We start from the raw sequence: 26,513 nt of genomic DNA on the forward strand, positions 1-26,513 counted from the left end.
CTCGAACGATCAAGCAGAGGCTGGACAGATCAGGCAGCATGGATGACATCAAGAGCAACCTCATGATCGGCTGGCTGCAAGGGCAAAAAGTAGAAGCCTGGCAGCAAGGGACTCGACAAGGAGTTGTTTTGGCATGTGCTGGTGTTGGTTACGAGGTTCAGATTGCACCGCGCCATCTCAGCGAAATGGAGCACGGGCAAAACACATTCATCCTCTGGATCCATCAGGTGCAGCGTGATGATGGATCCAGCTTGTTTGGCTTCCCGGAACGACGAGAACGCGACATGTTTCGTACCTTGATTGGTGTTAGCGGAGTGGGGCCCCAGATGGCCCTCGCTCTTCTAGAGGAATGTCAGACCGGAGAACTTGTAGAGGCGATTGTGCAGGGAGACCTACGCAAGCTTTGTCAGGCTCAAGGTGTAGGCAAGCGCACAGCCGAACGTCTTGCGGTGGAATTGCGCACAAAGTTGGCTGAATTTAGTTGTCGTGATCCTGGAATGTCCCTGGTTGACAACGGTGTGATCGATTCGCATCAGCTCAAGGATTCAAGTCTGCATGAGCTACAGATCACCCTCGGGGGCCTTGGTTACGAAGATCTTGAAATACGCCGTGCCATAAGGGCTGTGGCCAGCGGTGCTGCAATAGGAGCCAGGGACATGCCTGAGTCTGTTCCCGCCATCGACGACACTGACGCCTGGCTGAGAGCAAGCCTGCGCTGGCTTAGTCAGGAAGCTGCCTAAACAATGGTCCTTAAAGAGTTAGATTGTTTTTTTGGTCTCTTAGGGCAAAACGCCAAGCATGTCGCTCGATACAACAGAAAAGCAACAGCTGATCAACGCCAACCAAACCCATGGCACCGATACGGGGTCTGTGGAGGTGCAAGTGGCAATGCTTAGCGAGCGGATTACCAAGCTCAGCTCGCACCTGCAGGAGAACAAGCACGACTTCTCATCCCGTCAGGGACTGCTCAAGATGATTGGTCGTCGCAAGCGCCTACTCAGTTATGTACGCGGAAAAAGTGAACAGCGCTACAACGGCCTGATCACCAAACTAGGCATCCGCGGTTAAATCCCTTTTGGCGATTTCCCTCTAATTTTTAAGCAGATGGCCGAACGAAGCAAAGCTATGCCTTTCGGGCCTGACAAGAGCGGAACGGCCAACAAAAGCCTGCCCCAAAAGGGATCCAAATCGCCAAAGATCAAGAAAGCAAAAGCGACCTCCAGCAGTCAGCAGGCCATTCCAAAGCCGGTGGCCAACCGCATGCTGCGGCGCGTGATCTTTGCCTCGGGTCTGCCTACTGCTGCAGGGATGGGTGTTTTTGTCGCTAGTTATCTGATTGTGACCCGCGGCATTGCTGATATCTCACCATTCATCACGCTGATCAGTTCAGGAGCCTGCTTTCTCGTTGGCTTGATAGGACTGAGTTATGGGGTTCTATCTGCTAGCTGGGAAGATGCTCCAGGCAGCCTGCTTGGACTGGAACACATTGGTCGCAACATAGGAAGAATGCGCGATTCAAGCAAAGCTAATCAACCAGGCTCAAAATCAGAGATCAAGCCAAAAGAATCAGGACAAACATCAGACAAATAGTCGGTCGCTGCATCGAGCTTTGAATGCTTGCTGTTGAAGGGAACTGAGTGCAGCAGAAGCGTCACGAACGCAGAACTGATGACCTAGGCATACGTAACGCACCTGGGGACCCTGGCGAACCGCTGCCACCACGGGTACCCGCACGCCAAATTCATCCTTGGCTGGGCGATGCTGATGGAGACATTCCCGAAGCTTGTGCTGCACAGTGATGTCACAGGCTTCATCAGGCATCAACTCCACCAACAGCAGTCGTAGGTCATCGATGGCGCGGCAATCATCAATGATCAATTGGATACGGTCGTCGCGACAATCAACAGAGGCCCAGATGAGCAGTCGCGCTTCCAACATGAGGTGATCTGATAGACGGGCATAGCTCTTGGGGAACACCACAGCTTCGCAACCACCGGTGAGATCCTCAATCTTGAGAACTGCCATGCGATCGCCCTTGCGGGTTGTGACTTGGCGCATTTCCGTCAGCATCGTGATCACACTGACCTTCGCCTTGTCAGGCTGATCCTCAAGGCTGGCAAGACCAATGGGCGCCAGCAATTGAGCAGGAGCAGTGAGCTGCTTCAGAGGGTGATCAGAAAGGTAGAAACCAACCAACTCTTTTTCAAGTCTCAGCTTTTCAGTCGGTGGGTAGTCGGGAACCGGTGCTGCCTTGGGTGCAGTGCTCAGCTCATCAGAGGTTTGCTCGTCTGCTGCTCCAGCCACAAGATCAAATAGGTTGCCCTGACCACTTAGTCGATCACGGGCACGAGAAGCAGCCCAGTTGATCAGAAGCTCCAAGTCGGCAATTAACTGGGCCCGGTTCGATTCAGGGTCTATGGCATCTAGGGCTCCGCAATGAATAAGAGATTCCAACCCGCGACGATTCAGAACATTGGAGGGCAGACGATCACAGAGATCGGCAAGGGAGACAAAGGGGCCATCACCATCGCGATTGGCAATTAGCTGCCTGATTGCACCATCGCCAAGATTTCTCACAGCAGAAAGACCAAACAAGATGCGATCACCAGCAGGGGTGAAATCAATCCCTGAAGCATTCACATCTGGCGGCATCACTTCAATCCCCATCGCATTGCAATTCGAGATATAGCGCTGCACCTTGTCACTAGCGCCAGCATTGACTGTCAGTAATGACGCCATATAGGCAACTGGATAATGTGCCTTTAAATAGGCAGTCTGATAAGTAACAGCGCCATAAGCCGTTGAGTGACTCTTGTTGAAGCAATATTCGGCGAACAAAACCATTTGGTCGAAAAGCTCATCGGCGATCTTCTGATCAACACCACTTCGACTTGCGCCTTCAACAAAAATACTGCGATGTTTCTGCATCTCTGAAACCTTTTTCTTGCCCATTGCACGCCGCAGCAAGTCAGCTTCGCCCAGAGAATAGCCAGCAAGATCCTGGGCAATCTTCATGATCTGCTCCTGATAAACCATGATCCCGTAAGTCTCCTTAAGGATTGGTTCAAGGGCAGCATGAGCAAAATCAATTGCCTCTCGACCATGTTTCCGATTGATGAATTTTGGAATCAATCCGGCATCCAAAGGACCTGGTCTGTACAAGGCTAAAATTGAGGAGATATCTTCAAGAGACGAGGGGCGAAGGTCACGCACAATCTGTCTCATCCCACTCGATTCAAGTTGAAAGATGCCCTCAAGATCTCCTCTTGCAAGTAAGGCAAAAGTTTCAGGATCCTCTGGTGGCAATTGATCAGGATCAATTCTCTCTCCATTGCTGACTTCAACAAGCTCAAGTGTTTTGTCAATCATGGTGAGATTCTTGAGCCCAAGAAAATCCATCTTCAATAACCCCATCGACTCCACATCCTCCATGAAGTATTGAGTAATTACCTGTCCATCGTTATTACGCTGAAGCGGTACAAGATCATCTAGGGGCTCAGCAGCAATGACGACTCCAGCGGCATGAACGCCAAAGGTTTTATTGGTACCTTCAATGCGCATTGCCATATCGACCCATTTTGTAACTACTGGATCGTTCTGATACTTTTCACGGAATTCAGCATTCGGCGAATCGCTGCCGATCATCGCAGCTAGCTTTGCAGGCTTTCCCCTTACTACGGGAATAAGCTTGGCAAGTCGATCGGCATCTCCATAGGGAATATCAAGCACCCGGGCTACATCCTTCAAGACGGCCTTAGAGGTCATTCGGTTAAAAGTGATAATTTGAGCAACCTTGTCTTCGCCGTAACGACGCGTGACATAGTCGATCACCTCACCACGACGTTCAATACAGAAATCAGTGTCAATATCAGGCATCGACTTACGCTCAGGATTAAGGAATCGCTCAAATAACAATCCGTTTTGAACAGGATCAATGTTGGTAATACCAAGGGCATATGCCACGAGTGAGCCAGCGGCTGACCCCCTCCCTGGTCCTACTGGAATGCCCTGTTCACGTGCAAAGCGGATGTAATCCCATACCACCAGGAAATAGGTAGGGAAGCCCATCTGTTCCATCACACCTAGCTCATAGGTGAGCCTTTCGCCGTAATGGTTATCAATGGGATCTGTCGTTGCCAGTTTCAACCTTTGCCGTAGCCCCTGCTCTGAGACTTCGTGTAGATAACTCACGGCGCTATGTCCTTCAGGAATCGGGAAACGAGGCATCTGATAACTACCGAGGATTGAGTATTCCTCAACCTTTTCGGCAACGGCTGCTGTGTTGGCAATAGCCTCTTGCAGCACATCAGGCTCGAGATGATCGGCGAACAGCCGTCCCATCTCCTGTTCAGACTTGATGTATTCAGTACCTGTGTAGCGCAGACGCTTCTCATCACTGATCAACTTGCCTGTCAGCACACAAAGCAGGGCGTCATGGGCCTCCACATCGTTCTTGCTGAGGTAATGGGCGTCATTGGTCGCAATCAGTTCAATCCCTAGCTCTTTGGCGATGTTCACAATTTCCACATTGACGATTCGGTCTTCCGGCGAGCCGTGATCCTGAACTTCGAGATAGAAGTCTTTGCCAAAGACCTCCTGGTACCAACGGGCCACATCCCTTGCTACATCAATGCGACCGCGCAAGATGGCTTGAGGAATCTCCCCACCAAGACAAGCGGTGGCAACAATTAACCCCTCGCTATAGGCCTTGAGCAGTTCTTTATCAATGCATGGCCTTGCAAAGATGCCTCGGCCGCGCATACCGCGCAGATGGCTAATGCTGGTGAGTTTCACAAGATTGCGATAGCCAACAGCGTTCTTAGCAAGCACCACCAGGTGATAACGACGCTCCTTCTTCGGTTGTGGATCCTCAATGGACCCGTTGATCACATACATCTCATTGCCGATGATCGGCTTGATCTCAGCGTTCTTGCAAAGCTTCAGCAGTTCAATGGCGCCATACATCACACCGTGGTCGGTGAGTGCCAGAGCGGGCATGCCTAGCTCCTTGGCTCGCTTCACCATCTGGGGGAGCTGTGTAGCTCCATCCAGAAGGCTGTAGTCGCTGTGGTTGTGAAGAGGAACGAATGCCATGCCCCCAGCCTAGGAGGAGGCGCAAGATGCAGGGTTGTTCATGTAGCCAAACGCTGCATCTAGCGCAAGAGATCGTTTAGGGAATGAAGTTTCCCTGCGGGTGATTTGCCATCACGTTTGCTGCTTGCTCATAGTGAAAAGCCACTTGTAGGAGACGAGACTCCTCCAGCACATTGGCAATCAACTGCACCCCGATGGGAAGGCCATCGTCATCGAATCCACAGGGAAGACTGATGGCAGGCAAGCCAGCCAGGTTGGCTGGGATCGTCAGTAGGTCAGCCAGGTACATGGCAAGTGGATCATCAGCGTGAGCACCGACTTGGAATGCAGTGGTAGGTGATGTGGGTGTCAGCAGCACATCGACCGTTTGGAAGGCCGCATCAAAATCTTGACGGATCAATGTGCGGACCTGCTGGGCTTTCTTGTAGTAAGCATCCATGTAACCAGCCGACAGGGCATAGGTGCCGATCAGGATGCGTCGCTGCACCTCGCTACCAAAACCTTCTGCGCGACTTCGGGCTGTCATCGCGGCTAGAGCATCAGCTCCTTCAGCTCGGTAGCCGTACTTCACACCGTCGTAACGCGCCAAGTTGGCTGAAGCCTCCGACGGGGCAATCACGTAATAGGTGGCGATGCCATCGCTAAAGCGTGGGCAACTCACTTCAACCAGTTCCGCTCCCAAGGATTGCAGCTTCTCTGCAGCTGCCAAAACTGTTCTCTTCACTTGCGCATCCAAGCCGTTCTGATCAAAGCACTCTCGAATCAAGCCGATGCGTACACCAGACATTGGTTGCGAAAGGGCAGAGCAATAATCGGGAACAGCAACATTGAGACAAGTTGAGTCACGAGGATCAGATCCTGCGATCACTTGCAAAAGCTCAGCAGCATCGGCCACGTTGGTCGTGAACGGTCCAACTTGATCAAGAGAACTGGCAAAAGCCACCAAACCCCAACGACTGACACGGCCATAGGTGGGTTTAAGGCCTACGACCCCACAGAATGAGGCGGGCTGACGGATTGAGCCCCCAGTATCCGAACCCAAGGCAGCCATGCATTGACCTGCCGCAACAGCTGCTGCACTGCCACCAGAACTGCCACCCGGCACACGGCTGATATCCCAGGGATTGGATGTAGCCCCAAACGCAGATGTCTCGGTCGAGCTACCCATGGCAAACTCATCGAGATTTGTTTTCCCGAGAAGCACAGCACCGGCCTGCCAGAGGCGCTCAGTGACGGTGGATTCATAGGGCGGCATAAAGGTTTCCAGCATTCGACTGGAACAGGTGGTGTGTATTCCTTTCGTGCAGAGGTTGTCCTTAATTGCCAAAGGCACACCAGCCAGAGGTGGCAGAGACTCACCCGCAGCCAAGGCCTCATCGATGCGATCGGCATCGGCACGAGCTCGCTCTGCTGTGACATCTAGAAAAGCGTGCAGAGTGGGATCCACCGCTGCGATACGAGCAAGTTGGTGATCTGTGAGTTCCCTGGCGGAAACCTCGCCGAGCTTTAGTTGCTGACGCCATTCAGCGATCGCCATCGGCTTGTGGTGCTGTGCTGTGCAGCAGCGACGCTATCAGTCGTCTGACCAGCCTTCGACTGCGATCGTCAGCGGCTCAACGCGACGACACCGCATGAGGGTGTGATTCACAGACGCCGGTCCCTCAAAAGAGAGATCCGCAAGGAAGGTCGATAGCTTGATCTCAAGACTCTTTCGGGTCAAAAAAGGGCCGAACCAATAGGTGACATTTGGTTCACGGGTTTCAACCCTGCCCCACCAAGCCAAACCAAAGCCATTGACGAGGCTACGCAGCGGCCTAATCAATGAGCCCATGATTGAGGTTGGCGGATGAGCATTATTTTGCCTCGTCATGTTCCAATTGGCGTTCCGCTGTCGGCTACCAAGGAACTTTTGGATCAACCCTGAACACTCTCTTCATCAGGTGATTGATCCTCACGAACGTCAAAATTGCAATGCTGACTGGTCAGCAAATCCTCATCCTCAATCGAAGTTCTTTCTGCCTGCAAATCCCCTATTTGGCAATCCATCGGTGGCTCATAATCTTTGGAACAAAGTTGCTGGTTAGCCAAGCTGGACGGCAAAGCCTCACCTAACCGCTCAATCTCATCCGGCTGATGGATTGGCGAATGATTGGTCTTGGCAATGGGTTCTGACTCCACGGAAATGGAGTCGCAAGAGATGACCGGCAAAGGGCATTGAGGCCGCACGATCCTGGGTGATGGAGTTTGGCCATGAACCCCCTTCATCCAGCCACGACGAGCAACCTCGTATAAACACATCGCAGTAGCAACAGAGGCATTCAGACTGGGAGTAACCCCTCGTAATGGAACGCGTACAAGCTGATCACAATGGCGACGAGTTAGGAGAGAGATCCCCTGCTTCTCTGATCCCGTCACGATCACTAAAGGTCCGTCTAGATCGACATCTGGAAGGGTGATGTCCCCTTCCTCCGCCAGGCCAATAACTCGATATCCTGCCTGCTTCAGTGCTTCTAGAGAGCGATTGAGATTCACGACACGCGCTACTGGTAGATGCTCCAAAGCGCCTGCTGCAACCTTGGCCACCGAACCAGTCAGACCAGCACTTCGTCGTTGTGGGAGAACAACCCCATGGGCGCCAAGAGCCTCTGCAGAACGAATAATGGCGCCGAGATTGTGGGGATCCGTTAGGCCATCGAGGGCAAGTAAAAGGGGCGATTCCCCAAGACCCGCACATCCCTCGATCAGACTTTGCAAATCAAGGGTCTCCGCTGCAGCAGTCTGCAGAACAATTCCTTGATGCACAGCACCACCTGTGAGTTGACCGAGACGAGCCCAGGTGACCTCTTCAACAAGTACTCCTGAGGATTTGGCCTCACGAAGCAATTGCAAAAACCTTGGTGCACTTCGTAAATCAGATGTGCACCAGATGCGATGAATCGGACGTCCAGCTTCCAGAGCAGCTTGGCTAGCATGACGTCCCCAAAGCAGATCATCGGCAGCAGCCGGTCCAAATGCTTCTGCCTCTGGAACACGATCCGAAGTTGATGGATCTAATCTTTTAGACGACAACAGCCTGTCTGCAGGACGTGAACGTTCTCCCAAGGAGGGACGTCGCCCTAGCCGTTCATCGCTACGACGTCGTGATGGTCTCTCATCACGAAATCGACGAGCCTCTTTTCTGTCAGTTTCATTTGCACGCCCCTGCTCAGAGCGAGGACGATCCCGGCTAAAACGACCCTGCTCAGAGCGAGGACGGTCCCGGCGCAAACGGCCCTGCCCAGAGCTCTCACTATTGAATACTTTTGAAGGGCTATCACCAGCTTCTCCATCAGACCTGGAGCGATACACCCTTCGCGCTCCAGAGGAACGACCACCCGATGGGCGGCTGCCGGAAGAGCGGCTCCCGTAAGCAGATCGACCAGAATCCCCATCGCCATCCCGTTGGATGCCACCAGGACGACCTCCTCTAGGACGACCACCACGAGGGGGGTTTCCTGAACGGCGATCAAAGCGGGAGCTCATAAGAAGTGAAGAAGCTATAGCAAGTCGTGTTCGGTCTCCTCCAGTTGATCCAAGAGCTGCGCAAGCCGCGCCGGATTTTGCAAAAAGAGCCAGCCAACCATTGTCTCAAATCCTGTGGCCTTGCCGTAGGTCGCTGCATCTCCACGGCGTGGCCCTCGTCCGGATTTGTTACGACCTCGCCGTACCAAATCCTTCTCAAGTTCTGAAAGATGCGGATCTAGGCGAAGCAGAGCTTCTGCCTGAGCAGCGGCCTTAACCTCGTCAACAACAGCTCGATGTAGATCTTCAGATCTGCCAGGTTGGTAACAATGACGCAGTCGCTGATGCAATTCCCAAACAGCATCACCAAGCCAAGCCAACTGCAACGGTCCCAGTTCATTAGCACCGCCAATCGCTGACTGACTACGAATCCAATTGTTCAAGCTTTCAACTGATTTAAAGCTGTACGCAGATCAACTGCCAGGTGGAGAAAATCCTCAAGCCGCACAAGTTTCACAGTTTGGACGACCCTTGCATTGCCCACAAGGGCAAATGACCGCTTGGCATCGGTGCACTTCTTGGCAGTTTGAACCAAAGCCCCTAGGCCAGAAGAGTCAAGAAAGTCAATCTTGTTCAGGTCAATAACCAAAGGAGCAGCATTGGCCAGGAGCACATCCTCTACGTAGGTGATGAACTGCTTCTCGGAATAAGCGTCTAGCTGGCCAGTGAACTGGAACACCAGACAACCCTGCCGCCTTTCAAAACCCCCTCTTAGAGAAACGGTCAGTCGCTGCAATTCGGTGATGGGACCAGTCCCCCGGGACGCAATGGCACGAAGTGTAGTGATACTGAGTGATCCGCACCACGCTTCAGCGACGATCTGCCATCAGCTCAACAAAGTGAGCGAAGTGGTGGTCTGCATCATGAGGACCAGGACTCGCCTCCGGGTGGTATTGCACACCAAAAACAGGTCGATCCCGATGCGCTATCGCGGCAACAGTGCGGTCATTGAGATTGAGATGGGTCACAGCCACGTTGACCTTTGACAGAGACGAGGCGTCAAGAGCGAATCCATGGTTTTGACTGGTGATCTCCACCTGCCCCGTTGTGCCGCAGGGATGGTTGAGCCCGCGATGGCCATAGGCCAATTTGAAAGTACGGCCACCCATGGCAAGCCCAATAATCTGATGACCCAGGCAAATGCCAAACAGGGGGATATCAACCTTATTGAGAAGATCTTTAACTAGGGCAATACCACCAGTCACGGCAGCAGGGTCACCAGGTCCATTAGATAGAAATACGCCCTCGGGTTGTGAACTCAACACGGTGGCTAAATCGGAACTGGCCGGCAGGATGGTGACCTCACAACCGTGAGCGACCAAACGGTCGAGTATGGCCCGCTTGATACCGAAATCAATCGCGACAACGCGATAGGGCGAATCAATGTGTCGCTTCAACCTTTGATCAAAGCCCACAGCACAAGTCGATCTCCAGCTGTATGGATCTTTCGTTGAGACCTGATCTGCAAGGTTTAATCCCTCCATCGATGGAGCCTGCTGCAACAGTTCTATCAGCTGCTTAGGGGTGGAACCATCGCTGCTTATGACGCCATTCATGGCTCCGACCTCGCGCAGATGTCTCACAAGCGCCCTGGTATCAACACCTGAGATACCAACAACTCTTTGCTCCTCAAGCCAACTCTGCAGCGACTGTTGGCAACGCCAACTGCTCGGCGTTGGGGAGAGTTGACGGGCGATGACACCCCTTGCATGAGGCCGGGATGATTCTTGATCATCAAGATTTACGCCTGTGTTGCCCAACTCTGGATAGGTGAATGTGACCAACTGACCGGAGTAACTGGGATCTGTAAGTACTTCCTGGTAACCCGTCATGCCCGTGTTGAAAACCACCTCGCCCATCGCGTCACCGCGATGACCAAAGGCCTCCCCCTCAAGCACCGTGCCATCAGCAAGCATCAAGATCGCCGAATTTCGCGATGAAGCAATCATCAGCAGAAGGATCCCGAAGTCATCGCAGTCTCATTCTCCAATTTGATGATCAAGTGCCATGCGGAGCCCTTCTAGCCGCTGCCAAGGGAGGCCCTCCTGCAGGCAAGCCTTTGCAGTAGAAACACCTGCTCGTAAATCATCTTGTAGGCCAGCAGCCCAGAGCACTAGGGCTGTGTTCAATGCCACCACATCCCTTTGAGGGGCGGTGCCACCTCCCTGAAGTACAGCGGAAAGAATCGCTTGATTTGTTGCCAAATCACCCCCCTGGATAGCCTGCAAAGGAGCTCTAGTAAGACCGAGTTCTGCCGAATCGATCGATGCCTGTCGCAAGTGACCATTCTCAAGCAAACGCATTGCATTGACTCCCTCCAAGGACGCTTCATCAAGGCCACCAGCGCCATGGACAACGACGGCCCGCTGCAAGCCAAGCCGTTGCAATGCTTCCGCCATTGGATTGAGTAGCTCAGCCTTAGCGACCCCGAGAACCTGGGCATTCGGTTGCAAAGGATTCACCAGTGGACCGAGAAGATTGAACACGGTGCGCACTCCAAGGCTGCGCCGCAATGGGGCCAAGTTGACCAAAGCGGGGTGCCAGGCTGGGGCAAACAAAAATGTGACGCCTACCTCAGCCAGGGCCTCCACCACAGAGACAAGAGGGGCCTTGAGCTGCAGACCCAGGCCCTCAAGAACATCTGCTGAACCGACTTTGCCACTTGCACTGCGATTGCCATGCTTAGCCACATTCGCCCCGCAGGCGGCAGCAGTAAACGCCACTGCGGTTGAGATGTTGAAGGTCTCTGCACCGTCGCCACCTGTTCCACAAGTGTCGACCATAGGGATGTCTGGCAATGGGCAAGGCAAGGGGCAAGCTCCTCGCAACACCTGTGCCATGCCTGATAACTCACTTCCGGTTACCCCCTTGGCTCGCAAAGCCGCTAGAAACGCACCGGTCTGCACAGGGGTTAGTTGTTCCGCCAACCAGGCCTCCATTAAGGCAGTTGCTTCCACCTCGGGAAGGTTTTGTCCCTCGAGCAGCATCTCGAGGATTTGCGACCAAGAGGGAGATGCAGTAGCTGAAGTAGGCATGGGAGCAGAAAAAAACCCGGGTGCAAAGCACTCCGGGCCGGGTGATGGGGACAACACCACTATCCCTTAAAACCTTGCTAATGGCGAGAATCTCTACAAGAGAACAGCAAGAAAGAACTCTGATCCATCCAAACGGCGCTATTGAAGCTGGATAGGAACGACTTTCTGAGCGCTGGAACTAGCGCCAAGGCCAAAGCTGTTAGGCATTTATCCCTGCGTCATTCAATCCCAAAAACTCGAGGATCTTAAGAAATTCACACTAAAAATCTTGCACCCCTGAAGGACGATGACTCCAATCAACAATCAGGGCATAGATACCAGATCGACATGCGGAGGTCGTTCGTTAGTGAGCAGCAACGCTACTTAATCGCCCACATTCACCTGGATTGGATGGTTCTAATGCGCATTAGCTAAGGATCTGTGATCGCAACGTTTCAAGAATCCCTCTAGGCTCGCTCATCAAACTGGCTGCATAGGTAGAACCATGTAGCGATACCTGCATGGCAGCATTTCGCCTCGATCTCATTGGTCGTTACCTAAAGCCCCATCGCCGCACTGTGCTGATGGGTGCAATCGCCCTCGTGGTGGTGAATATTGTCAGCGTCATCATCCCCCTAGAGGTGAGGCGCATCATTGATGATCTCCAAGAAGGCTTTGCCATCACTGACGTGATGCGCCAGGCCAGCTGGATTGTGATTCTCGCCAGCATCATGGGCATCGTGCGTTTGGTGTCTAGGCAACTGGTGTTCGGTGTTGGTCGCCAAGTGGAGGTGGACCTGCGCCAGCGCATCTTTGACCACATGCTTAGGCAGGAACCCGGCTGGGTGCAGGAGACCGGTAGTGGTGAAGTCATCAGCCGCGCAACCAGCGATGTTGAAAACATTCGTCGTCTACTTGGATTCGCGATTCTTAGCCTTACCAACACCTTGTTGGCTTACTGCTTCACTCTTCCAGCGATGCTGGCCATCGACCCAGGATTAACCCTGGCCGCGATCTCTCTCTATCCAGTCATGCTGGGCACTGTGCGACTGTTTGGGGGGCGAATGATGCGTCAACAAAAACGCCAGCAGGAAGCGCTATCAAGTCTCAGTGAACTGATCCAGGAGGATCTCTCAGGCATAAGTGCCATCAAGATCTATGGCCAGGAGCAACCTGAACAGGATGCCTTTGCTGAGCGAAACAACACCTACAAAGACAGTGCTATTCGCCTGGCACGAACTCGCAGCACCCTCTTCCCCTTGCTGGGTGGAATCTCTTCGGTTTCACTGCTCCTACTTTTGGCACTTGGCAGCGGCCAACTGGAACAAGGCACCCTCAGCATCGGCGGATTGGTGGCCTTGATTCTTTTTGTAGAGCGCTTAGTTTTTCCTACTGCACTTCTTGGTTTCACCCTCAACACTTTTCAGACCGGTCAGGTGAGCTTGGAGCGTGTGGAAGAGCTTCTGCAGCGTATACCGATGATTCGCAACCCAACCACACCATTAATCCTGGAAACGCCGCTCAAAGGACGAATCGAAGCACGTGAACTGCGGATTCGCTACGACAAAAGCAAGACCGACTCGCTGTCGGGACTGAGCTTTGTTATCAATCCAGGTGAACTCGTCGCCGTGGTGGGGCCAGTGGGATGTGGGAAAACGACCCTGGCAAGAGCTCTCGGAAGGATGGTGGACGTTCCAAGGGGGCAACTTTTCATTGACAACCATGATGTCAATGATTTGCTGCTCGAGGATCTACGCAGCAATGTGGCACTTGTTCCGCAAGAGGGCTATCTATTCACCAGCAGCCTCGCCGATAACCTTCGATACGGCGATCCTCAGGCCTCCATGGAGCGAGTTGAAACATCTGCGAGGCAGGCCCGACTGATGGATGACATCAGGGGCTTCCCGGATGGATTGGAAACGCTTGTAGGCGAAAGAGGCATCACTCTTAGTGGCGGGCAGCGTCAACGAACTGCTCTTGGCAGAGCACTTTTAGTGGAGGCTCCTGTTGTGGTTCTTGATGACGCTCTAGCAAGTGTGGACAACAAAACAGCTGCTTCAATTCTGAGCTCGATTCGTGCCCAACAGAATCAGACAATCCTGATGATTAGCCATCAGCTTTCTGCGGCAGCTGCCTGTGATCGGATTCTTGTTATCGAACAAGGACGGCTTGTCCAACAAGGCCATCACACTGACTTACTTGCTGTCCAGGGACCATACCGCCGACTATGGGAACGGGAGCAGGCAAGTGATCAAATGGAAGCTGCTGCCTAAGCAAAGCCATTGTTAATATTGAGCTATTATTTGATTCATAGTCATTCTCGCATAAAACAAGTCTTATCTATTAAATTCTCGAATGTTATATCGAATCAACTTTCTTTGCTATTGAGTCAGCCAATTAGACATTGCGTCCAGGTATTTACAGTTTTTGATATTTCATATCCACCTATATCCTCCCGGCCAATTACTTTTTATTTCCAGACGTTGTGGATATCAAGTAAGTTAAATTAGTAAATTTAACTTTTACTGATTATGCAGTAATATAAGCAAATAACCTGCTGTGAATTTAATCCTTTTGCTTATACGATATTTTATGGTAACCTATAATCTTGATTGTCATGAACGTACGATCTCCATGGGATCAATCACAGTTTTTAAGTTCAGCTCAGAGGATTGTGGTACCTGTCACCGCATGAGTCATTACGATGAAGCCGTCAGTAAGGAACTTGGATATGGCTTTGTCAATGTTATGCTTCAGGACACAGATACTTATCGCCGATACCGGCGATTGTTGCTTGCCCAATACCCAAACAAAGTTGGCATGGGCTGGCCTACTTATTTAATAGTTAGTGATCCAGAGGGTGAATTTACTATTCATGGTGAACTTAAAGGAGGGATGCCAAAAGGAGATTTTCGTAAAAGATTGGATTCAATAGAAATTCACTAATACTTTTTATACTTACTAACTGTTAGCCCTTTTCTTCTTTTCATATAAATTATCTATTTACATTTAATCGACTATTATTTCACTTGAGTGACTAGTTATCCAGAAATTTTTAAATTTACAACTCTTAGTTCGACGGGTATGAGGGAAAATATTTGATCTAATTCTACTCTTCAGCTTATTCGGTATTAACTAAATATGCTTTATCCGAAGGTTTGCACTCATAATTTGTATTTAGATATTTATTATTATAATCAACATAATTATTTGTTTAACATTAGTCACAATATTAGGCCTTGTTGATCATTCGGTTACTCATGAACTTTACTAACTAAAAACTCAACAGTTGCTGTTTTATTAGAATATCAAGATTAGTCTATTCTTCATTTCCCCCTTTCACTAATAATAATCAGTGTTTTATTAGAACCTCTATCTATTTCTTGATTCTCTCTGCAATTTTATTTATCCATATAAGCCTAGGTTTTTTATAAATTAAATATATTCCTATCAACCGTATTTGTGGATTTCGGCAGTTTATTCATAATTCTTTTTAGGCAACGTTCATTTGTATGTTGTAGCGATGACTTTTGCGTATCTCGCTAGACTAAAATTATAGTTTGATATCACGTGAATTCCCTATCAACTCTAGATTTGCTCTTGTTCTCACTCCACCGACTTCATGAGCTCTAAATACTGTAGTTCTTGTGGTGGCTCCATGTTTAAGGCCGACCGTTCGCTTGCCGGTCGGTTGGTTTGCATGACCTGTGGAACTCCATTAGGGTCAAATACTAGAAGCAGTCAAATTAATCTATCAAGAAGCACCCCATTAAGTTCAGTATTTAGATTACGCTGGCAGACACTCCTAATAATCTTTATCATAAGTTTATTGATCATATTAATCATGGCTTGATTTCTTTAAATACAATACTGATTTTTCAGAATAGAACCTTATTTATTATTCAAAATCTTACAATAGACCTTTCCTATTGTGCTAATAATAGATTAATGCTGTCAATACACGTTTTTTGCTTTGACTTATTGTTTGTAACTACCCTGGGATAACTTGATAATATCCATTAGCATAAATAATTTCTAGTGGTGTCTCATAGAGTTTTCCTAGTGGCTCTGATAGTAGTAGATCTTTAGTCGCTCCATCCCGAATGATTGCTCCTTTCTTTAGGAATATGATTCGTTGCATTTCTTTTACTATATCTTCTACTCGATGTGTTATTAAAATGATCGTAGTTTTGCTAGTACATAAAATACGAATGTATTTTAGTAACTGGTGTCTTGCTTTCAGATCCAGTCCATTTGTGGGTTCATCTAATATTAAAACTTCAGGTTCATTTATCATTGCCCTAGCGATTAATAGTCGCCTCCTTTCTCCATCTGATAATTGACCGAATGATCTTGCCTCAATGTCTTCAAGTCCAAGCTCTGAAATAAGGTCCTGTACTTTTTTGATCTCTTTTTCTTTCGGGCTACGGTTACGGTTAATTCCTATAGAGCCATAAAGTCCAGATAACACAACATCCTTAGCACTAATATAATCTGGTGTGCGTACCTCCAGGTCAGTGGAAACAACCCCTATACGCGAACGAAGCTGATTTAATTTAATTTTTTTATTGCCGAATATTTTTAGCGTAGAACCCCTTTTTACAATGGGGTATATATTTCGAGTAATTAATTTTACCAATGCTGTTTTGCCAGATCCATTTGGCCCTAGAATTGCCGTGTTTTCTCCTTGCTCCAATTTTAAGGAGAGGTTTCTAAAAACTTGGGTAGGGCCAAGCCATGCCTCTACGTCATTAATGTCCAGCCATGGGTTTTCGTCTTTCATTGGCTTAAGACCAGAATTTCTATAATTTTTTTGCCCCTTCATTATCTTCTTTCTTACTTTTCAGTCAAGCAACTGCTGTCTCATGTCTTTCTATGCAACAATAATCTTACACTTTTACCTTTCGCTATCACCACATAGTTATATAAGCCATTCTCTTAATATCCTTTCCATTTATATGATAAGACCTTTTATTTGCATTTCACTCTCTCTTGCACATCATTTTCCATATTATAACCTTTTCAATCCATTCCCGATGGTATGAAGTTCTTATCCGAACGCCATATGACTTCTATGTACAAAGCTTTACCTACTTATCCATGCGATAATATCGTAAGGATATCTTTCTAATCAATTTGATCTGTATTACAATAAGCTATTCTTCCCACATAGAATATTCGAGAATAAAGTCAACTAATGAAGCAAACTGTTTTTTATCGCATCATTACTTTGATCACATTCTTCCTTTCTTGTTATTCATGGTGGCTTCTTTATAATCAACAGTCTTTATGGTGGATCTTGCTAGGGTTAATGTTGCTTATTACAATACTCACTTTTGTTTATGGTTTAAAGTCTGTTCGCAGGATTCTAGCCGTTCCTGGCTTGCGTCTCCCAATCTCAGATTTCCTACTCACGGCTTCTGCTATTGGATATTTTACTTCAGCTTTGGTTGGATTTATGATTCTAATCTTCCAACTCCCATTCCAGGATAAAAGCTTTATGATCTTCCCCCTAGTTATCGCTGTATTACTATTTGGAGGTGCAACACTTGGTGTTTACCACGATCAAATCTGATTGGCTTTGATTTTTTTACTCTTATTTCTAATTTAATTTGTTCTATAATGGCTACATCTGTTTAAATATTCTATCCAATTTGCTATAGTGATCTTATCTCAAGCATCACTCCCTCTGCGAATTAAGTTTACTCCATGCAATCTGTTGATCCTAATCAACCTGTTTTAATCCTAGGCGGTTTCTTGATCACAGATGAGGCCTATGCCTCTTTGGCTAGCTGGATTCAGAACAATCAAGGTTCGATTGTAAAGGTCGTACCTTCTTCTAAATTTGACTGGCTGCTCACTTCATGGGCCATTGGTTGGCGCAGACTCCTTGATCGAGTGGATTCAATTGTTCAAGACCTTCAGTCTCGTTCCAATACAGGAAAGGTGACACTTATAGGTCATAGTTCGGGTGGTGTCATGCTTCGCCTTTATCTCGGTGAACACCCCTTTTCTGGTCGAGTTTATAGTGGATATAAATCTTGCAATCGACTCATAACACTAGGTAGTCCGCATCAAGCTGTTCGTGCCACCCCTCTGCGGTCCCAGGTTAATACTCTCTATCCAGCTTGTTTTTATGCTGATCATGTAGATTATTTGTCTACTGCTGGTCGATTATCACTCGATAGTCCAAATGCCAGCCAGTTTGCCAGGTATACCGCAGCTAACTCCTATCGCAGCATCTCAGATGACCCTCTATTAGAGGGAGATGGCTTAGTCCCTGTCAGCTCCGCACTTCTTCCTCAATCTCGAAATCTTGTTCTCAATGACACAGCCCACGGAGGCCTCTTTGGCTCTACTTGGTATGGCTCAATAGAGCGAATAGAACAATGGTGGCCTTACGCTATGGGATATGCCTAAGGCATGAAGGTTTTAGTTTCCGTACTATTTTCCTAAATACTTAAAAAGTTAAATATTCTTGTCTCTTTTTATTTCGCAGTATTGGCTAGTTTTTTTCATACTATCTTAAAATTAACAATAATTATTTCTGAAATTCCCTCTTGTTGTGTTGATCCTCAGCTTCACCGTGAACCATTAATGTTCGCTAGACTCCTGTGTTTCTTTCATGCTTAGCATGCGTTGAATAGGAATATAAGCCTTTTGACGTACCTCCTCTTCGATTTCTATTGACGGCTTCATTGTGCTTAAGCAGCTCCATAGCTTTTCTAATGTATTCAATCGCATATATGGGCATTCATTGCAGCTGCATCCGTCAATACCTGGAACATCCATAAATTCTTTCTTTGGGTTCCTTAATTTCATCTGGTGCAGGATTCCTGGTTCGGTTAGTACGATAAATTTTGTGCATGAACTTATCTCGGTAAATTCAAGTAATTTGCTCGTTGAGCCAATATAATCCGCTAATTCTAGTAAATTTTCTAGGCACTCCGGATGGGCTATTACCTTTGCTTCGGGGTGCATGATTTTTAATTTTAGTAGAGCTTCTTCGCTGAATGTTTCATGCACCATGCAGCGTCCAGGCCAGATCGTCAGTTTTCTGCCGCTCTGCTTTTGAACCCATCTGCCCAAGTTTTGATCTGGAGCAAAAAGGATTGGTTGATCCTTCGGTAATTGATTTACAAGTGCCACAGCGTTGCTACTTGTACAGATCAGATCGCTTTGAGCTTTAACAGCAGCTGTGCAGTTGATATAGCTCACCACAATGTGGTCTGGGTGCTTGTCTCTGAAAGCAGTAAACTCATCTGCTGGGCAGTCATCAGCAAGGGAGCACCCCGCTTCGAGATCTGGTAGCAATACAATTTTTTCCGGGCTGAGAATCTTTGCTGTTTCTGCCATGAAGTGAACCCCGCAGAACACGATCACATCAGCATTTGTGCTAGCAGCTCTACGTGATAGTTCCAGGGAGTCACCAATGAAATCGGCGATGTCTTGGATCTCTGGATCCTGGTAGTAGTGAGCCAGGATCACGGCATTGAGTTTTTTGCGTAGCTCAGCAATGGCACCCTTTAATTCTTTCCTAGTTGATGGCACTGGAGAGACCGTCTTGGCGGTGCAAACAGCGGTCATTCGGACCATCTAGGGCAGTATGGCCATAGCCTAGACATTTGCCACGTCACACCAGAACCTCGCCATCGTTGGAGACCTCCATGGTGTTTGGACACCTGATGATCAGAACTTACTGACTGAACTTCAGCCAGATGCTGTGTTGTTTGTAGGTGATCTCAGTGAAGGTGATCTCAAGTTGGTCAAAGCAATACAACAGCTTCCTCTGCCGACAGCTGTCATTCTTGGTAATCATGACCACGGACGTGATCACAGCGGCGCAGTCCTCAGACGTCAATTGACCTTATTGGGCGACCGTCATTGCGGTTGGAGCTTGCGCCAATGGCAGTTTCCACCGATTGCTGTCGTTGGGGCCCGCCCTTGTAGTGCTGGTGGTGGCTTTCACCTCGCCAAAGCCGTTCAGGCTGTTTTTGGCCCGATGTCGGCCAGTGAATCTGCTGACCGGATTGAGGCCGCTGCAAAGCAGGCACCATCCCAATGGCCCTTAGTGATATTGGCTCATTCCGGTCCGACGGGTCTCGGCTCAGATGCTCAGAGCCCTTGTGGTCGCGATTGGAAAGTTCCCGCTCTCGATTGGGGCGATCAGGATCTTGCGATGGCCCTTGATCGGATCCGTATGGATCGTTTGCCAGATCTGGTTGTCTTTGGCCACATGCATCATGAACTCAAACGCGGAACAGGCTTGCGGCAAACATGTGTTCAGGATCGCTTTGGCACTGTCTTTCTCAATGCTGCTTGTGTACCGCGGCGTGGAAGTGATTCCTCTGGTCGTCAGTTGTGTCACTTTTCCTGGGTCGAGTTCCTTCATGGAAAGCTCAGTCAGGTGAGCCACCGTTGGTTTCTTCCAGATTCATCCTTGGCCTATGAACAGATTCTTTTTGAAGGAGCCACACCATTGGTGACACAGTGCTGATTTACCTCTGCTTGAGCAGCCATGGCTATGGCCATGCAGCACGCCAGGCAGCTGTTCTTATAGAACTGCATCGTCTTCAGCCGCAATGGCGATTCGTAGTGAGTACGGATGTGGACTTCCAATTCCTCAACCTTGCGCTGCAAGGTGTCCCTTTCGAACACCGCAAACTGCGCTGGGATGTGGGCATGGTTCAGGCGAATGCCTTAGCCATTGACCAAATGGCCACTCTCAAGGCTTTGCAGGAACTTGAACAACATATTCCTTCCCAAATTGAGGCTGAGGTCTCTTGGATCCAATCTCAACAGATGTCGGTACTTGTACTTGCTGACATTCCACCTGCTGCTGCTGAGTTAGCTGATCAGCTTGGTGTTCCTTTGGTATGGATGGGCAACTTTGGTTGGGATGAGATCTACGCCCCTCTAGGAGATTCTTTTCTTACCCATGCTGAAGCTGCGTCAGCTGAATACTCACGTGGGCAGAAGTTGTTACGTTGCCCATTCTCACTTGCAATGGACTGGGGGCTACCTGAACAGAGCCTGGGCATAACTGCGTCCTTACCTCGTTCACTACCGCTAGGACTCCAGCAGAAACTTGAATCTTTTCAAGGTCCAATCGTGATGGTGGGATTTGGCGGGCTGGGTTTGGCACTCGACTCAGAGTTATTCCAACGCTGGCCTGATCACCTCTTTTTGATGCCCAGACCACGATCTGTTGACACTTTTCTGAGAAGGCAATCACCTGACAATGTTTTGTATCTACCCAGGTCAATTCGAGTTGTCGATGCTCTTCCTTACTGCTCTAGGCACCTTGGGAAGCCTGGTTACAGCAGTTTCTGTGAAGCCATCAGCTTGGGTGTCGGCCTTCATGTGGTTCTTCGAGAAGGCTTTGCAGAATCGGTAGCACTGATCAACGGCTTACAAAGCCATGCAGCACATCGGCTGCTTGAGCGCGAGGCCCTCGAGCTTGGAGAATGGGAGTTAGATCAACCCTTGATACCAGCTTCTCAGCAACCGCTGGCTGTCGATGGATCCGTGGAGGCAGCAAGTGCTGTAGTTGAACTGGTCTCTTAATCAGAATTACTAATCAAAAATCTTAGATCGTTCAATATGCACAACGCTGATTCTTCAACTTGGATTTCAGCGATCTTTGGGCCCAACTCAACCATTGCCGCATGTGGACGATCCTCGCACCGGCACACGAGGGCTGTCCCTTTGGGTCAGCTTCGTCAAAGTCAACCCGATTATTAAATAATTTGGTTTAATAGTCACCCTTGGTTCATCGGCAACTCCCATTCGCTTCTGGGAATTGCCCAAACCTTCCCCCATTCCAAGGGTTTTTATTCTCTGAATGCAACGAATGATCGCTCCCGCATCGACTGTCTATCGTCTTCTATCAGCAGTCGCAGCTGGTTTTCTCCCTTTCTCAATAGCAGCTGGAGCAGCGCAAGCAACCAATACCCATATCCCTCTCCCTCCTTCACTTCCATCTCTTGAGCTGACAGCACGTTCCCAGTCGCTAAGTAATCCAGAACAGGTTCCCTCAGCGGCATTGCCATATGTGATCACCCCGGAGCGGCGGGCCCTTCTCAACACCATTCGCTTTGCCGAAGGTACTTGGAAGAATGGGCATGACCTTGGTTATCGAGTGATGTTTGGTGGAGGTCTCATGGCCTCATTAGATCGTCATCCCAATCGAGTCATTTACTCCTCTCGATATGCAAGTGCTGCAGCAGGGGCTTATCAATTCATGCCTTTTACCTGGGACATGGTGACCCGCAGTCTTGGTTTGCGTGGTTTTGGTCCAGAAGTTCAGGATCAGGGAGCTCTCTTTCTTGTTCAACGTCGCAAGGCTTTAGGTCTTACCGATTCAGGGTTTATGACCCCTCTATTAGCAGCAAAACTTGCGCCTGAATGGGCTTCATTCCCCACTCTGAGCGGCAGGAGTTACTACGGCCAGCCTGTCAAACGCTTTTCCAGCTTGCTTGGTTTCTACAAGTTCAACTTGGCGCAGCTCAGGTCGATCAGGGATCAGCGCCGTCAAGATCTTGCTGCACCTGGTAATGACGCAGCTAGGAGACCTGTCTGCAAACCCCCCACAATTCTTTGCAGCATTCAAAGTCGCTGATATCAATTGAAGCTAAGGCTCTGACTCTCGCTTTTGCCTACCCCCCAATGTTGCTTGAGCAATAACGTATGCCGCTACAGCTCCTCCCAAAAAGCCCAGCCCGTTGCGAATGAGTGGTAGAAGATCGCTAGTTCGCGACACGACAGGGGCAATCCCGAAGATTCCAAACAACATGATCCATAGCGGGGAAGCGAGCAATAACCAAGGCCAAGCGATCAGTTCACCTTCTTTCCTGGGGTAGGAAGCAAAGCCAGCAACCAAACCACCAAGTAGCGATGTGGTGAATGTCAACAACCATTGCTCCAATGGCAGCCCAGGTACAAATTGACAACCACCTCGATCCAAACAGGTTTCTACGGCATTGAGTGAATCGAGGATTGCGATGTCCTCGCCATGATCCTTCACGTAAAACTGGTTCCCATAGCGGGTTTGCAGCTCTACCCAGTAGGTACGAGGCATTAGTGCATATAACGCATCACCCACGTTGAAGTTGAGCAGATTTCCACCGCGTGGGTCGGCGACAATCAGCAAACTACGTTCATCAAGCCCCCAGTACTCTCGAACTGCAAGCCCAGGAGTTCGTTCGTACTGGGTCAGTACACGTAATTTCCAGCCTGTTCTCGTCTCATAGTCGTCTAGTGATTTTTCCAGGTTGGTGAGTTGCTTTTCGCTGAAGACCTTCGCCAGATCAACCACTGGTGTTTGCTGCTGGGGAAGGAGTTCAGGATTGTCGTAGGCGTAAACCGATCCTGCGCAACAAAGCAAGCAAAATAACCATGCCAACAGGTTTTTCAAGATTTTTCTCCTCTGATGTGCTCCCATGGGCCTGTTTCAGTGACAGGCATTCTCTCGAATGGATCTCTGCTCTGTGCCTTGTCCAGCTTGGTTGGTCAACCGAATAGTTCAGGCTGGAGGGAGCATCAGCTTCCATCAATACATGGACTGGGCCTTGCATGACCAAGTCTATGGGGCCTATGCCTCCGGTCAGCTTCGTATTGGTCGTCAGGGTGATTTCGCGACTTCTCCTTCCTTAGGAGCTGACTTTGCCCAACTTTTGGCCATACAACTGGTTGATTGGTTCCAGCAACTTCAGCAGCGTGTTGACAAGGGAAAGTCTTTATCGTTGATAGAGGTGGGGCCTGGTGAAGGCGATTTAAGTGCTGATCTGATCTCAGCCCTGGAGGATCTGTGCCCAGCGCTGATACCAAGACTGGAGCTGGTTTTGGTGGAGAGCAATAAGGCCATGGCCTTACGACAACGAGAGCGACTGAAATCTGTCACCAGTGTGCCGATTCACTGGCGAAGTCTTAATGAGTTGGCTCAAGCTCCCGCTATCGGCGTGATGCTTGCTCATGAAATGTTGGATGCTCTGCCGGTGGAGCGGTTGGTGTGGCGCGATCAACGTCTATGGCGGCAGGGTGTTTGTCTTGAGAACGTCGATTCGGTTGCTCATCTTCGCTTCACTGAGCTTTCTCTTACAGACGCTTTGCATTCAGCTTTAACTGAGGCCCGAATGTGTTTGGGCATTCAGATCCCCCCTCCTGATGCTGCTGATGGTTGGTGCAGTGAATGGCATGGTGAACTGAAATCGTGGTTGAGTCAGGCAGCCTCTGCTCTGCTTTGCGGCCCCTTACTTGTCATCGACTATGCCCTCGAGGCCCGTCGTTATTACAGCGTGATGAGACCCTGCGGAACTCTGATGGCTTATCGCCAGCAGAGAGCTAGTGGTGCATTGCTTCAAGATCCCGGTCGGTGGGATCTCACTGCACATCTGTGTCTCGAAACTCTTCAACTCCAGGCCGAACAGCAGGGTTGGACCTTTCTCGGTGAGTCTCGACAGGGGCAAGCACTCTTGGCACTTGGCTTGGCAGAGAGGCTTCATGCTCTCCAAAGTCTTCCTACCAGTCAGCTCTCTGCTGCCCTCAATAGAAGGGAAGCACTGTTGCGTCTTGTTGATCCAGTCGGCTTGGGAGAGTTTCGTTGGTTGGCTTTTGAGTTGAGGCCCAAACCATCTCTTGATGCTGAGGTCGGTGAACTTCGCTGCCGGTTCCTAGAGGACCCACTTAGCTGAGCTCTGATAGGCATTTTCGGATTTCTTCTCTGCTTACGTCATTTTTGATTTCGACGTTGCCAATGCCGGTGGGAATCACAAAGCGAAGCTTTCCATCTTTGACCTTCTTATCCCCTTGCAGGGTATACAGCACCTCCTCTGGATCTAGCTTGGGCCAAGCAATCGGCAGCCCTGCCTTTGCGATCAGCAACTTTTGCCTGTTGGCATCATCCCTGCTCCAGCTCTGTCGCAACACCGCCAGCTCCCCAACCGCCACCATGCCGATGGCGACAGCTTCACCATGCAGCCAGGTTCCATAGCCACAGAGGGTTTCCACCACATGCCCGAAGGTGTGCCCGTAGTTAAGGATGGCGCGCAGCCCGCCCTCTCGTTCATCTGAGCTCACCACTCTCGACTTCGCGAGTGCTGAACGTTCGAGAATTTTCTCCAGAAGGTCTTGATGGAGTTGTGATGGTGTGTCTAGTTCTTGAATGCCTTCTAGGAGTTGAAAAAGTGCTGAATCACCGATCACCCCGTATTTGATCACTTCGGCCATCCCTGCCCGGAATTCACGTTCTGGCAATGTTTTCAGAGTTGAGGGATCGATTAATACAAGCCTTGGTTGGTGAAATGCTCCGATCAGATTTTTTCCGCCCGGGTGATTGACGCCTGTCTTGCCACCAATCGCGGCATCCACCATTGCCAGAAGGGTTGTAGGAAGTTGCACCACCGAGATACCTCTTAGCCAAGTAGCTGCTGCAAATCCAGTCATGTCGCCCACGACCCCACCGCCAAGAGCAACCATCAAGGATCCTCTTTCTAGCTTTGCTTCATAGGCTGCATCGTGAATTAACGCCACGCTCACTGGCGTCTTTTGATCTTCTCCGGCCTCGATCACCAGCAGAGTGGGCCTGAAACCGCTCTCCTTAAGGCTTTGGAGGCAAAGATCACCATATGGCTCAGCAACATCAGCATTGCTTACAACCAATACCTTGATTCCCTCTTTCAGCCCAGCACGGCGAAGCTCCTTACCAACACCCCGCAAGCCTTCCCCCCCAATGACCACCTCGTAGGGCTGGTGGCTCAGTGCTACTGGGATGCGATGGGCGTCGATATTCACGAAAGCGGACATGAAAGAGCAAGTCTGCTGATCTCAGTTTGCCGGGTGGCATCAAACGCTCCCACGTAATCTCCTGTCAGTACAGGCATTGTGGTGATGGCTGGTCCTCTGTTTCGGGGATTAAGACAGTCTTGGCGGACCACTCTTGTGGCATGGGTATTCCTCTTGCCTGCGCTTGTCCTACTCAGCTTGTCGGTGCTGATACCAGCGCTGATGGCTCTTTTGATGAGCTTCACCAAAACAGGTCTCGACGTTACAGACCCCCTTGTCTTTGTGGGTTTGGCCAACCTGCGACGTCTTGCTGGTGATCCGATGTTTTTTAAGGTGCTGATCAATACTTTGATCTACCTGGTTGGGGTGGTTCCACCGATTGTTTTGGGTTCTCTTGCATTGGCGGTGTTGTTGAACCGTTCCTTACCAGGTATTCATTTTTTACGCGGTGCGTTCTATACACCCGTGCTCGTGTCGATTGTGGTTGCGGCCATCGCATTCCGTTGGCTTTATGCAGAGAACGGTCTTATCAATGGCTGGCTTTCCGCCTTTGTTGGCACAGATTTCGTGCCGATTGGCTTTCTCACGAATCCATTCTTGGCACTCCCGGCAGTGATGCTTGTAACCCTGTGGAAGGGGCTTGGTTATTACATGGTGATATTTCTTGCTGGCCTCCAAGGAATTCCTAAAGAGCTTTATGAGGCAGCCGAACTTGATGGTAGTGATGGCTTGCGCAAACACATCGACATCACACTGCCGTTGTTGCGGCCTTACGTAACCTTGGTTGCGGTGGTTTCATCGATTGCGGCCACAAAAGTGTTCGAAGAAGTGTTCTTGATGACTCAGGGGGGACCCGCCGACACCACTCGAACCCTTGTCTACTACGTTTACGACCAGGCTTTTGCTGAGCTTGAGATCAGTTATGCCTGCACGGTGGGCTTGGCGCTTTTCCTTTTGGTCCTATTGCTCACTGCTGTGCGTTTGGCCTTTGCTGGTGATCAGGGCTTGCTCTGAAATCTCAATTTTGTTGGGATGCAATGCTTGCAGGATTGCGTGGTTGAT

24 protein-coding genes are annotated in these 26,513 nt (G+C 49.6%); 12 read left to right on the top strand and 12 right to left on the bottom strand.

All coding sequences use genetic code 11. The features are described 5' to 3' along the window. Window positions 1-62 precede the first annotated feature (62 nt). Genes ruvA through SIB80_RS07075 form a run of 3 tightly spaced genes read left to right on the top strand, consistent with a single transcriptional unit; the run spans window position 63 to window position 1,590 of the window. Complete coding sequence (gene ruvA / locus SIB80_RS07065) at window positions 63-740, top strand: Holliday junction branch migration protein RuvA (protein ID WP_041375147.1); 678 nt, start codon at window positions 63-65, stop codon at window positions 738-740. Window positions 741-798: 58 nt separating this feature from the next. Next, the gene (gene rpsO / locus SIB80_RS07070; RefSeq protein ID WP_011130024.1) at window positions 799-1,068 is read left to right on the top strand and encodes a 30S ribosomal protein S15; all 270 of its coding nucleotides are present in this window, start codon (window positions 799-801) and stop codon (window positions 1,066-1,068) included. A gap of 36 nt (window positions 1,069-1,104) precedes the next feature. Next, window positions 1,105-1,590: a PAM68 family protein gene (locus SIB80_RS07075; RefSeq protein ID WP_063420169.1), complete on the top strand. Its 486-nt coding sequence runs from the start codon at window positions 1,105-1,107 to the stop codon at window positions 1,588-1,590. Here the strand turns inward: SIB80_RS07075 and SIB80_RS07080 are convergent. The 8 genes from SIB80_RS07080 to trpD form a co-directional block, all read right to left on the bottom strand. Beyond that, window positions 1,579-5,094, bottom strand: coding sequence for a DNA polymerase III subunit alpha (locus SIB80_RS07080; protein WP_063420170.1), 3,516 nt, complete (start codon window positions 5,092-5,094; stop codon window positions 1,579-1,581). The two genes, SIB80_RS07075 and SIB80_RS07080, sit on opposite strands and share 12 nt — an antisense overlap. A 76-nt stretch (window positions 5,095-5,170) precedes the next feature. Further along, window positions 5,171-6,631, bottom strand: coding sequence for an Asp-tRNA(Asn)/Glu-tRNA(Gln) amidotransferase subunit GatA (gatA, locus tag SIB80_RS07085; RefSeq protein ID WP_063420171.1), 1,461 nt, complete (start codon window positions 6,629-6,631; stop codon window positions 5,171-5,173). A gap of 36 nt (window positions 6,632-6,667) precedes the next feature. Then, window positions 6,668-6,964: a DUF1816 domain-containing protein gene (locus tag SIB80_RS07090; RefSeq protein WP_169189981.1), complete on the bottom strand. Its 297-nt coding sequence runs from the start codon at window positions 6,962-6,964 to the stop codon at window positions 6,668-6,670. A 44-nt stretch (window positions 6,965-7,008) separates the two neighbouring features. Continuing rightward, window positions 7,009-8,616, bottom strand: coding sequence for a 23S rRNA (guanosine(2251)-2'-O)-methyltransferase RlmB (rlmB, locus tag SIB80_RS07095; protein WP_063420172.1), 1,608 nt, complete (start codon window positions 8,614-8,616; stop codon window positions 7,009-7,011). Between the two features lie 14 nt (window positions 8,617-8,630). Next, on the bottom strand, window positions 8,631-9,038 hold the full coding sequence (locus tag SIB80_RS07100; protein WP_063420173.1) for a Mini-ribonuclease 3: 408 nt from the start codon (window positions 9,036-9,038) through the stop codon (window positions 8,631-8,633). Continuing rightward, window positions 9,035-9,391, bottom strand: a complete 357-nt coding sequence (locus tag SIB80_RS07105) for an STAS domain-containing protein (protein WP_081215514.1) — start codon at window positions 9,389-9,391, stop codon at window positions 9,035-9,037. The genes SIB80_RS07100 and SIB80_RS07105 overlap by 4 nt, the downstream gene beginning before the upstream one ends. Before the next feature lie 73 nt (window positions 9,392-9,464). Beyond that, entirely contained in the window at window positions 9,465-10,604 is a 1,140-nt protein-coding gene (gene carA, locus SIB80_RS07110) for a glutamine-hydrolyzing carbamoyl-phosphate synthase small subunit (RefSeq protein ID WP_063420174.1), read from the bottom strand. Window positions 10,605-10,634: 30 nt separating this feature from the next. Then, complete coding sequence (trpD, locus tag SIB80_RS07115; RefSeq protein ID WP_063420175.1) at window positions 10,635-11,690, bottom strand: anthranilate phosphoribosyltransferase; 1,056 nt, start codon at window positions 11,688-11,690, stop codon at window positions 10,635-10,637. A gap of 500 nt (window positions 11,691-12,190) precedes the next feature. On the opposite strand from trpD, the gene SIB80_RS07120 reads away from it, so the two are divergent. Together SIB80_RS07120 and SIB80_RS07125 are read left to right on the top strand one after the other, a co-directional pair. Continuing rightward, the gene (locus SIB80_RS07120) at window positions 12,191-13,942 is read left to right on the top strand and encodes an ABC transporter ATP-binding protein (RefSeq protein WP_063420176.1); all 1,752 of its coding nucleotides are present in this window, start codon (window positions 12,191-12,193) and stop codon (window positions 13,940-13,942) included. 361 nt (window positions 13,943-14,303) lie between these two features. Further along, window positions 14,304-14,615, top strand: a complete 312-nt coding sequence (locus SIB80_RS07125; protein WP_205909698.1) for a thioredoxin family protein — start codon at window positions 14,304-14,306, stop codon at window positions 14,613-14,615. Window positions 14,616-15,660: 1,045 nt separating this feature from the next. On the opposite strand, the gene SIB80_RS07130 is transcribed toward SIB80_RS07125, so the two are convergent. Continuing rightward, entirely contained in the window at window positions 15,661-16,452 is a 792-nt protein-coding gene (locus SIB80_RS07130; RefSeq protein WP_063420346.1) for an ABC transporter ATP-binding protein, read from the bottom strand. 414 nt (window positions 16,453-16,866) lie between these two features. Between SIB80_RS07130 and SIB80_RS07135 the strand changes: the two genes are divergently transcribed. Continuing rightward, window positions 16,867-17,244 (top strand): hypothetical protein, encoded by a 378-nt coding sequence (locus tag SIB80_RS07135; RefSeq protein WP_063420177.1) that lies wholly within the window; start codon window positions 16,867-16,869, stop codon window positions 17,242-17,244. A gap of 134 nt (window positions 17,245-17,378) precedes the next feature. After that, window positions 17,379-18,089, top strand: coding sequence for a lipase family alpha/beta hydrolase (locus tag SIB80_RS07140; RefSeq protein ID WP_063420178.1), 711 nt, complete (start codon window positions 17,379-17,381; stop codon window positions 18,087-18,089). A gap of 174 nt (window positions 18,090-18,263) precedes the next feature. Here the strand turns inward: SIB80_RS07140 and nadA are convergent, their stop codons facing one another. Further along, window positions 18,264-19,256, bottom strand: a complete 993-nt coding sequence (gene nadA / locus SIB80_RS07145) for a quinolinate synthase NadA (RefSeq protein WP_370520986.1) — start codon at window positions 19,254-19,256, stop codon at window positions 18,264-18,266. A gap of 64 nt (window positions 19,257-19,320) precedes the next feature. Between nadA and SIB80_RS07150 the strand changes: the two genes are divergently transcribed. From SIB80_RS07150 to SIB80_RS07160, 3 genes are all read left to right on the top strand, one after another. Further along, window positions 19,321-20,166 carry a TIGR04168 family protein gene (locus SIB80_RS07150; RefSeq protein WP_074160154.1) on the top strand — a complete coding sequence of 282 codons (846 nt, stop codon included), beginning with the start codon at window positions 19,321-19,323 and terminating at the stop codon, window positions 20,164-20,166. Beyond that, the gene (locus SIB80_RS07155; protein ID WP_063420180.1) at window positions 20,160-21,236 is read left to right on the top strand and encodes a hypothetical protein; all 1,077 of its coding nucleotides are present in this window, start codon (window positions 20,160-20,162) and stop codon (window positions 21,234-21,236) included. The genes SIB80_RS07150 and SIB80_RS07155 overlap by 7 nt, the downstream gene beginning before the upstream one ends. A 277-nt stretch (window positions 21,237-21,513) precedes the next feature. Then, window positions 21,514-22,290 (top strand): glycoside hydrolase family 104 protein, encoded by a 777-nt coding sequence (locus SIB80_RS07160; RefSeq protein ID WP_011130043.1) that lies wholly within the window; start codon window positions 21,514-21,516, stop codon window positions 22,288-22,290. Between the two features lie 12 nt (window positions 22,291-22,302). Here SIB80_RS07160 and SIB80_RS07165 read toward each other — a convergent pair whose 3' ends face one another. Beyond that, on the bottom strand, window positions 22,303-23,112 hold the full coding sequence (locus SIB80_RS07165) for a TPM domain-containing protein (protein WP_063420181.1): 810 nt from the start codon (window positions 23,110-23,112) through the stop codon (window positions 22,303-22,305). A 31-nt stretch (window positions 23,113-23,143) separates the two neighbouring features. On the opposite strand from SIB80_RS07165, the gene SIB80_RS07170 reads away from it, so the two are divergent. Further along, the gene (locus tag SIB80_RS07170; RefSeq protein ID WP_063420182.1) at window positions 23,144-24,361 is read left to right on the top strand and encodes a class I SAM-dependent methyltransferase; all 1,218 of its coding nucleotides are present in this window, start codon (window positions 23,144-23,146) and stop codon (window positions 24,359-24,361) included. Here the strand turns inward: SIB80_RS07170 and aroB are convergent. Then, the gene (aroB, locus tag SIB80_RS07175; RefSeq protein WP_063420183.1) at window positions 24,354-25,472 is read right to left on the bottom strand and encodes a 3-dehydroquinate synthase; all 1,119 of its coding nucleotides are present in this window, start codon (window positions 25,470-25,472) and stop codon (window positions 24,354-24,356) included. The two genes, SIB80_RS07170 and aroB, sit on opposite strands and share 8 nt — an antisense overlap. An 84-nt stretch (window positions 25,473-25,556) precedes the next feature. Here aroB and SIB80_RS07180 point away from each other — a divergent pair, with 84 nt between their 5' ends. Beyond that, window positions 25,557-26,465 (top strand): carbohydrate ABC transporter permease, encoded by a 909-nt coding sequence (locus SIB80_RS07180; RefSeq protein ID WP_063415307.1) that lies wholly within the window; start codon window positions 25,557-25,559, stop codon window positions 26,463-26,465. Window positions 26,466-26,513: the final 48 nt, after the last annotated feature.

Origin of the sequence: Prochlorococcus sp. MIT 1327 (genome assembly GCF_047304785.1) — a bacterium.
Taxonomy (GTDB): Bacteria; Cyanobacteriota; Cyanobacteriia; order PCC-6307; family Cyanobiaceae; genus Prochlorococcus; species Prochlorococcus marinus_D.

Coding starts and splice junctions, on each gene's coding strand:
- ruvA (WP_041375147.1), top strand. CDS start 63: ATGATCGGCTGGCTGCAAGGGCAAAAAGTAGAAGCCTGGCAGCAAGGG.
- rpsO (WP_011130024.1), top strand. CDS start 799: ATGTCGCTCGATACAACAGAAAAGCAACAGCTGATCAACGCCAACCAA.
- SIB80_RS07075 (WP_063420169.1), top strand. CDS start 1,105: ATGGCCGAACGAAGCAAAGCTATGCCTTTCGGGCCTGACAAGAGCGGA.
- SIB80_RS07080 (WP_063420170.1), bottom strand. CDS start 5,094: ATGGCATTCGTTCCTCTTCACAACCACAGCGACTACAGCCTTCTGGAT.
- gatA (WP_063420171.1), bottom strand. CDS start 6,631: ATGGCGATCGCTGAATGGCGTCAGCAACTAAAGCTCGGCGAGGTTTCC.
- SIB80_RS07090 (WP_169189981.1), bottom strand. CDS start 6,964: ATGACGAGGCAAAATAATGCTCATCCGCCAACCTCAATCATGGGCTCA.
- rlmB (WP_063420172.1), bottom strand. CDS start 8,616: ATGAGCTCCCGCTTTGATCGCCGTTCAGGAAACCCCCCTCGTGGTGGT.
- carA (WP_063420174.1), bottom strand. CDS start 10,604: ATGATTGCTTCATCGCGAAATTCGGCGATCTTGATGCTTGCTGATGGC.
- trpD (WP_063420175.1), bottom strand. CDS start 11,690: ATGCCTACTTCAGCTACTGCATCTCCCTCTTGGTCGCAAATCCTCGAG.
- SIB80_RS07120 (WP_063420176.1), top strand. CDS start 12,191: ATGGCAGCATTTCGCCTCGATCTCATTGGTCGTTACCTAAAGCCCCAT.
- SIB80_RS07125 (WP_205909698.1), top strand. CDS start 14,304: ATGGGATCAATCACAGTTTTTAAGTTCAGCTCAGAGGATTGTGGTACC.
- SIB80_RS07130 (WP_063420346.1), bottom strand. CDS start 16,452: ATGAAAGACGAAAACCCATGGCTGGACATTAATGACGTAGAGGCATGG.
- SIB80_RS07135 (WP_063420177.1), top strand. CDS start 16,867: ATGAAGCAAACTGTTTTTTATCGCATCATTACTTTGATCACATTCTTC.
- SIB80_RS07140 (WP_063420178.1), top strand. CDS start 17,379: ATGCAATCTGTTGATCCTAATCAACCTGTTTTAATCCTAGGCGGTTTC.
- nadA (WP_370520986.1), bottom strand. CDS start 19,256: ATGACCGCTGTTTGCACCGCCAAGACGGTCTCTCCAGTGCCATCAACT.
- SIB80_RS07160 (WP_011130043.1), top strand. CDS start 21,514: ATGCAACGAATGATCGCTCCCGCATCGACTGTCTATCGTCTTCTATCA.
- SIB80_RS07165 (WP_063420181.1), bottom strand. CDS start 23,112: ATGGGAGCACATCAGAGGAGAAAAATCTTGAAAAACCTGTTGGCATGG.
- SIB80_RS07170 (WP_063420182.1), top strand. CDS start 23,144: ATGGATCTCTGCTCTGTGCCTTGTCCAGCTTGGTTGGTCAACCGAATA.
- aroB (WP_063420183.1), bottom strand. CDS start 25,472: ATGTCCGCTTTCGTGAATATCGACGCCCATCGCATCCCAGTAGCACTG.
- SIB80_RS07180 (WP_063415307.1), top strand. CDS start 25,557: ATGGCTGGTCCTCTGTTTCGGGGATTAAGACAGTCTTGGCGGACCACT.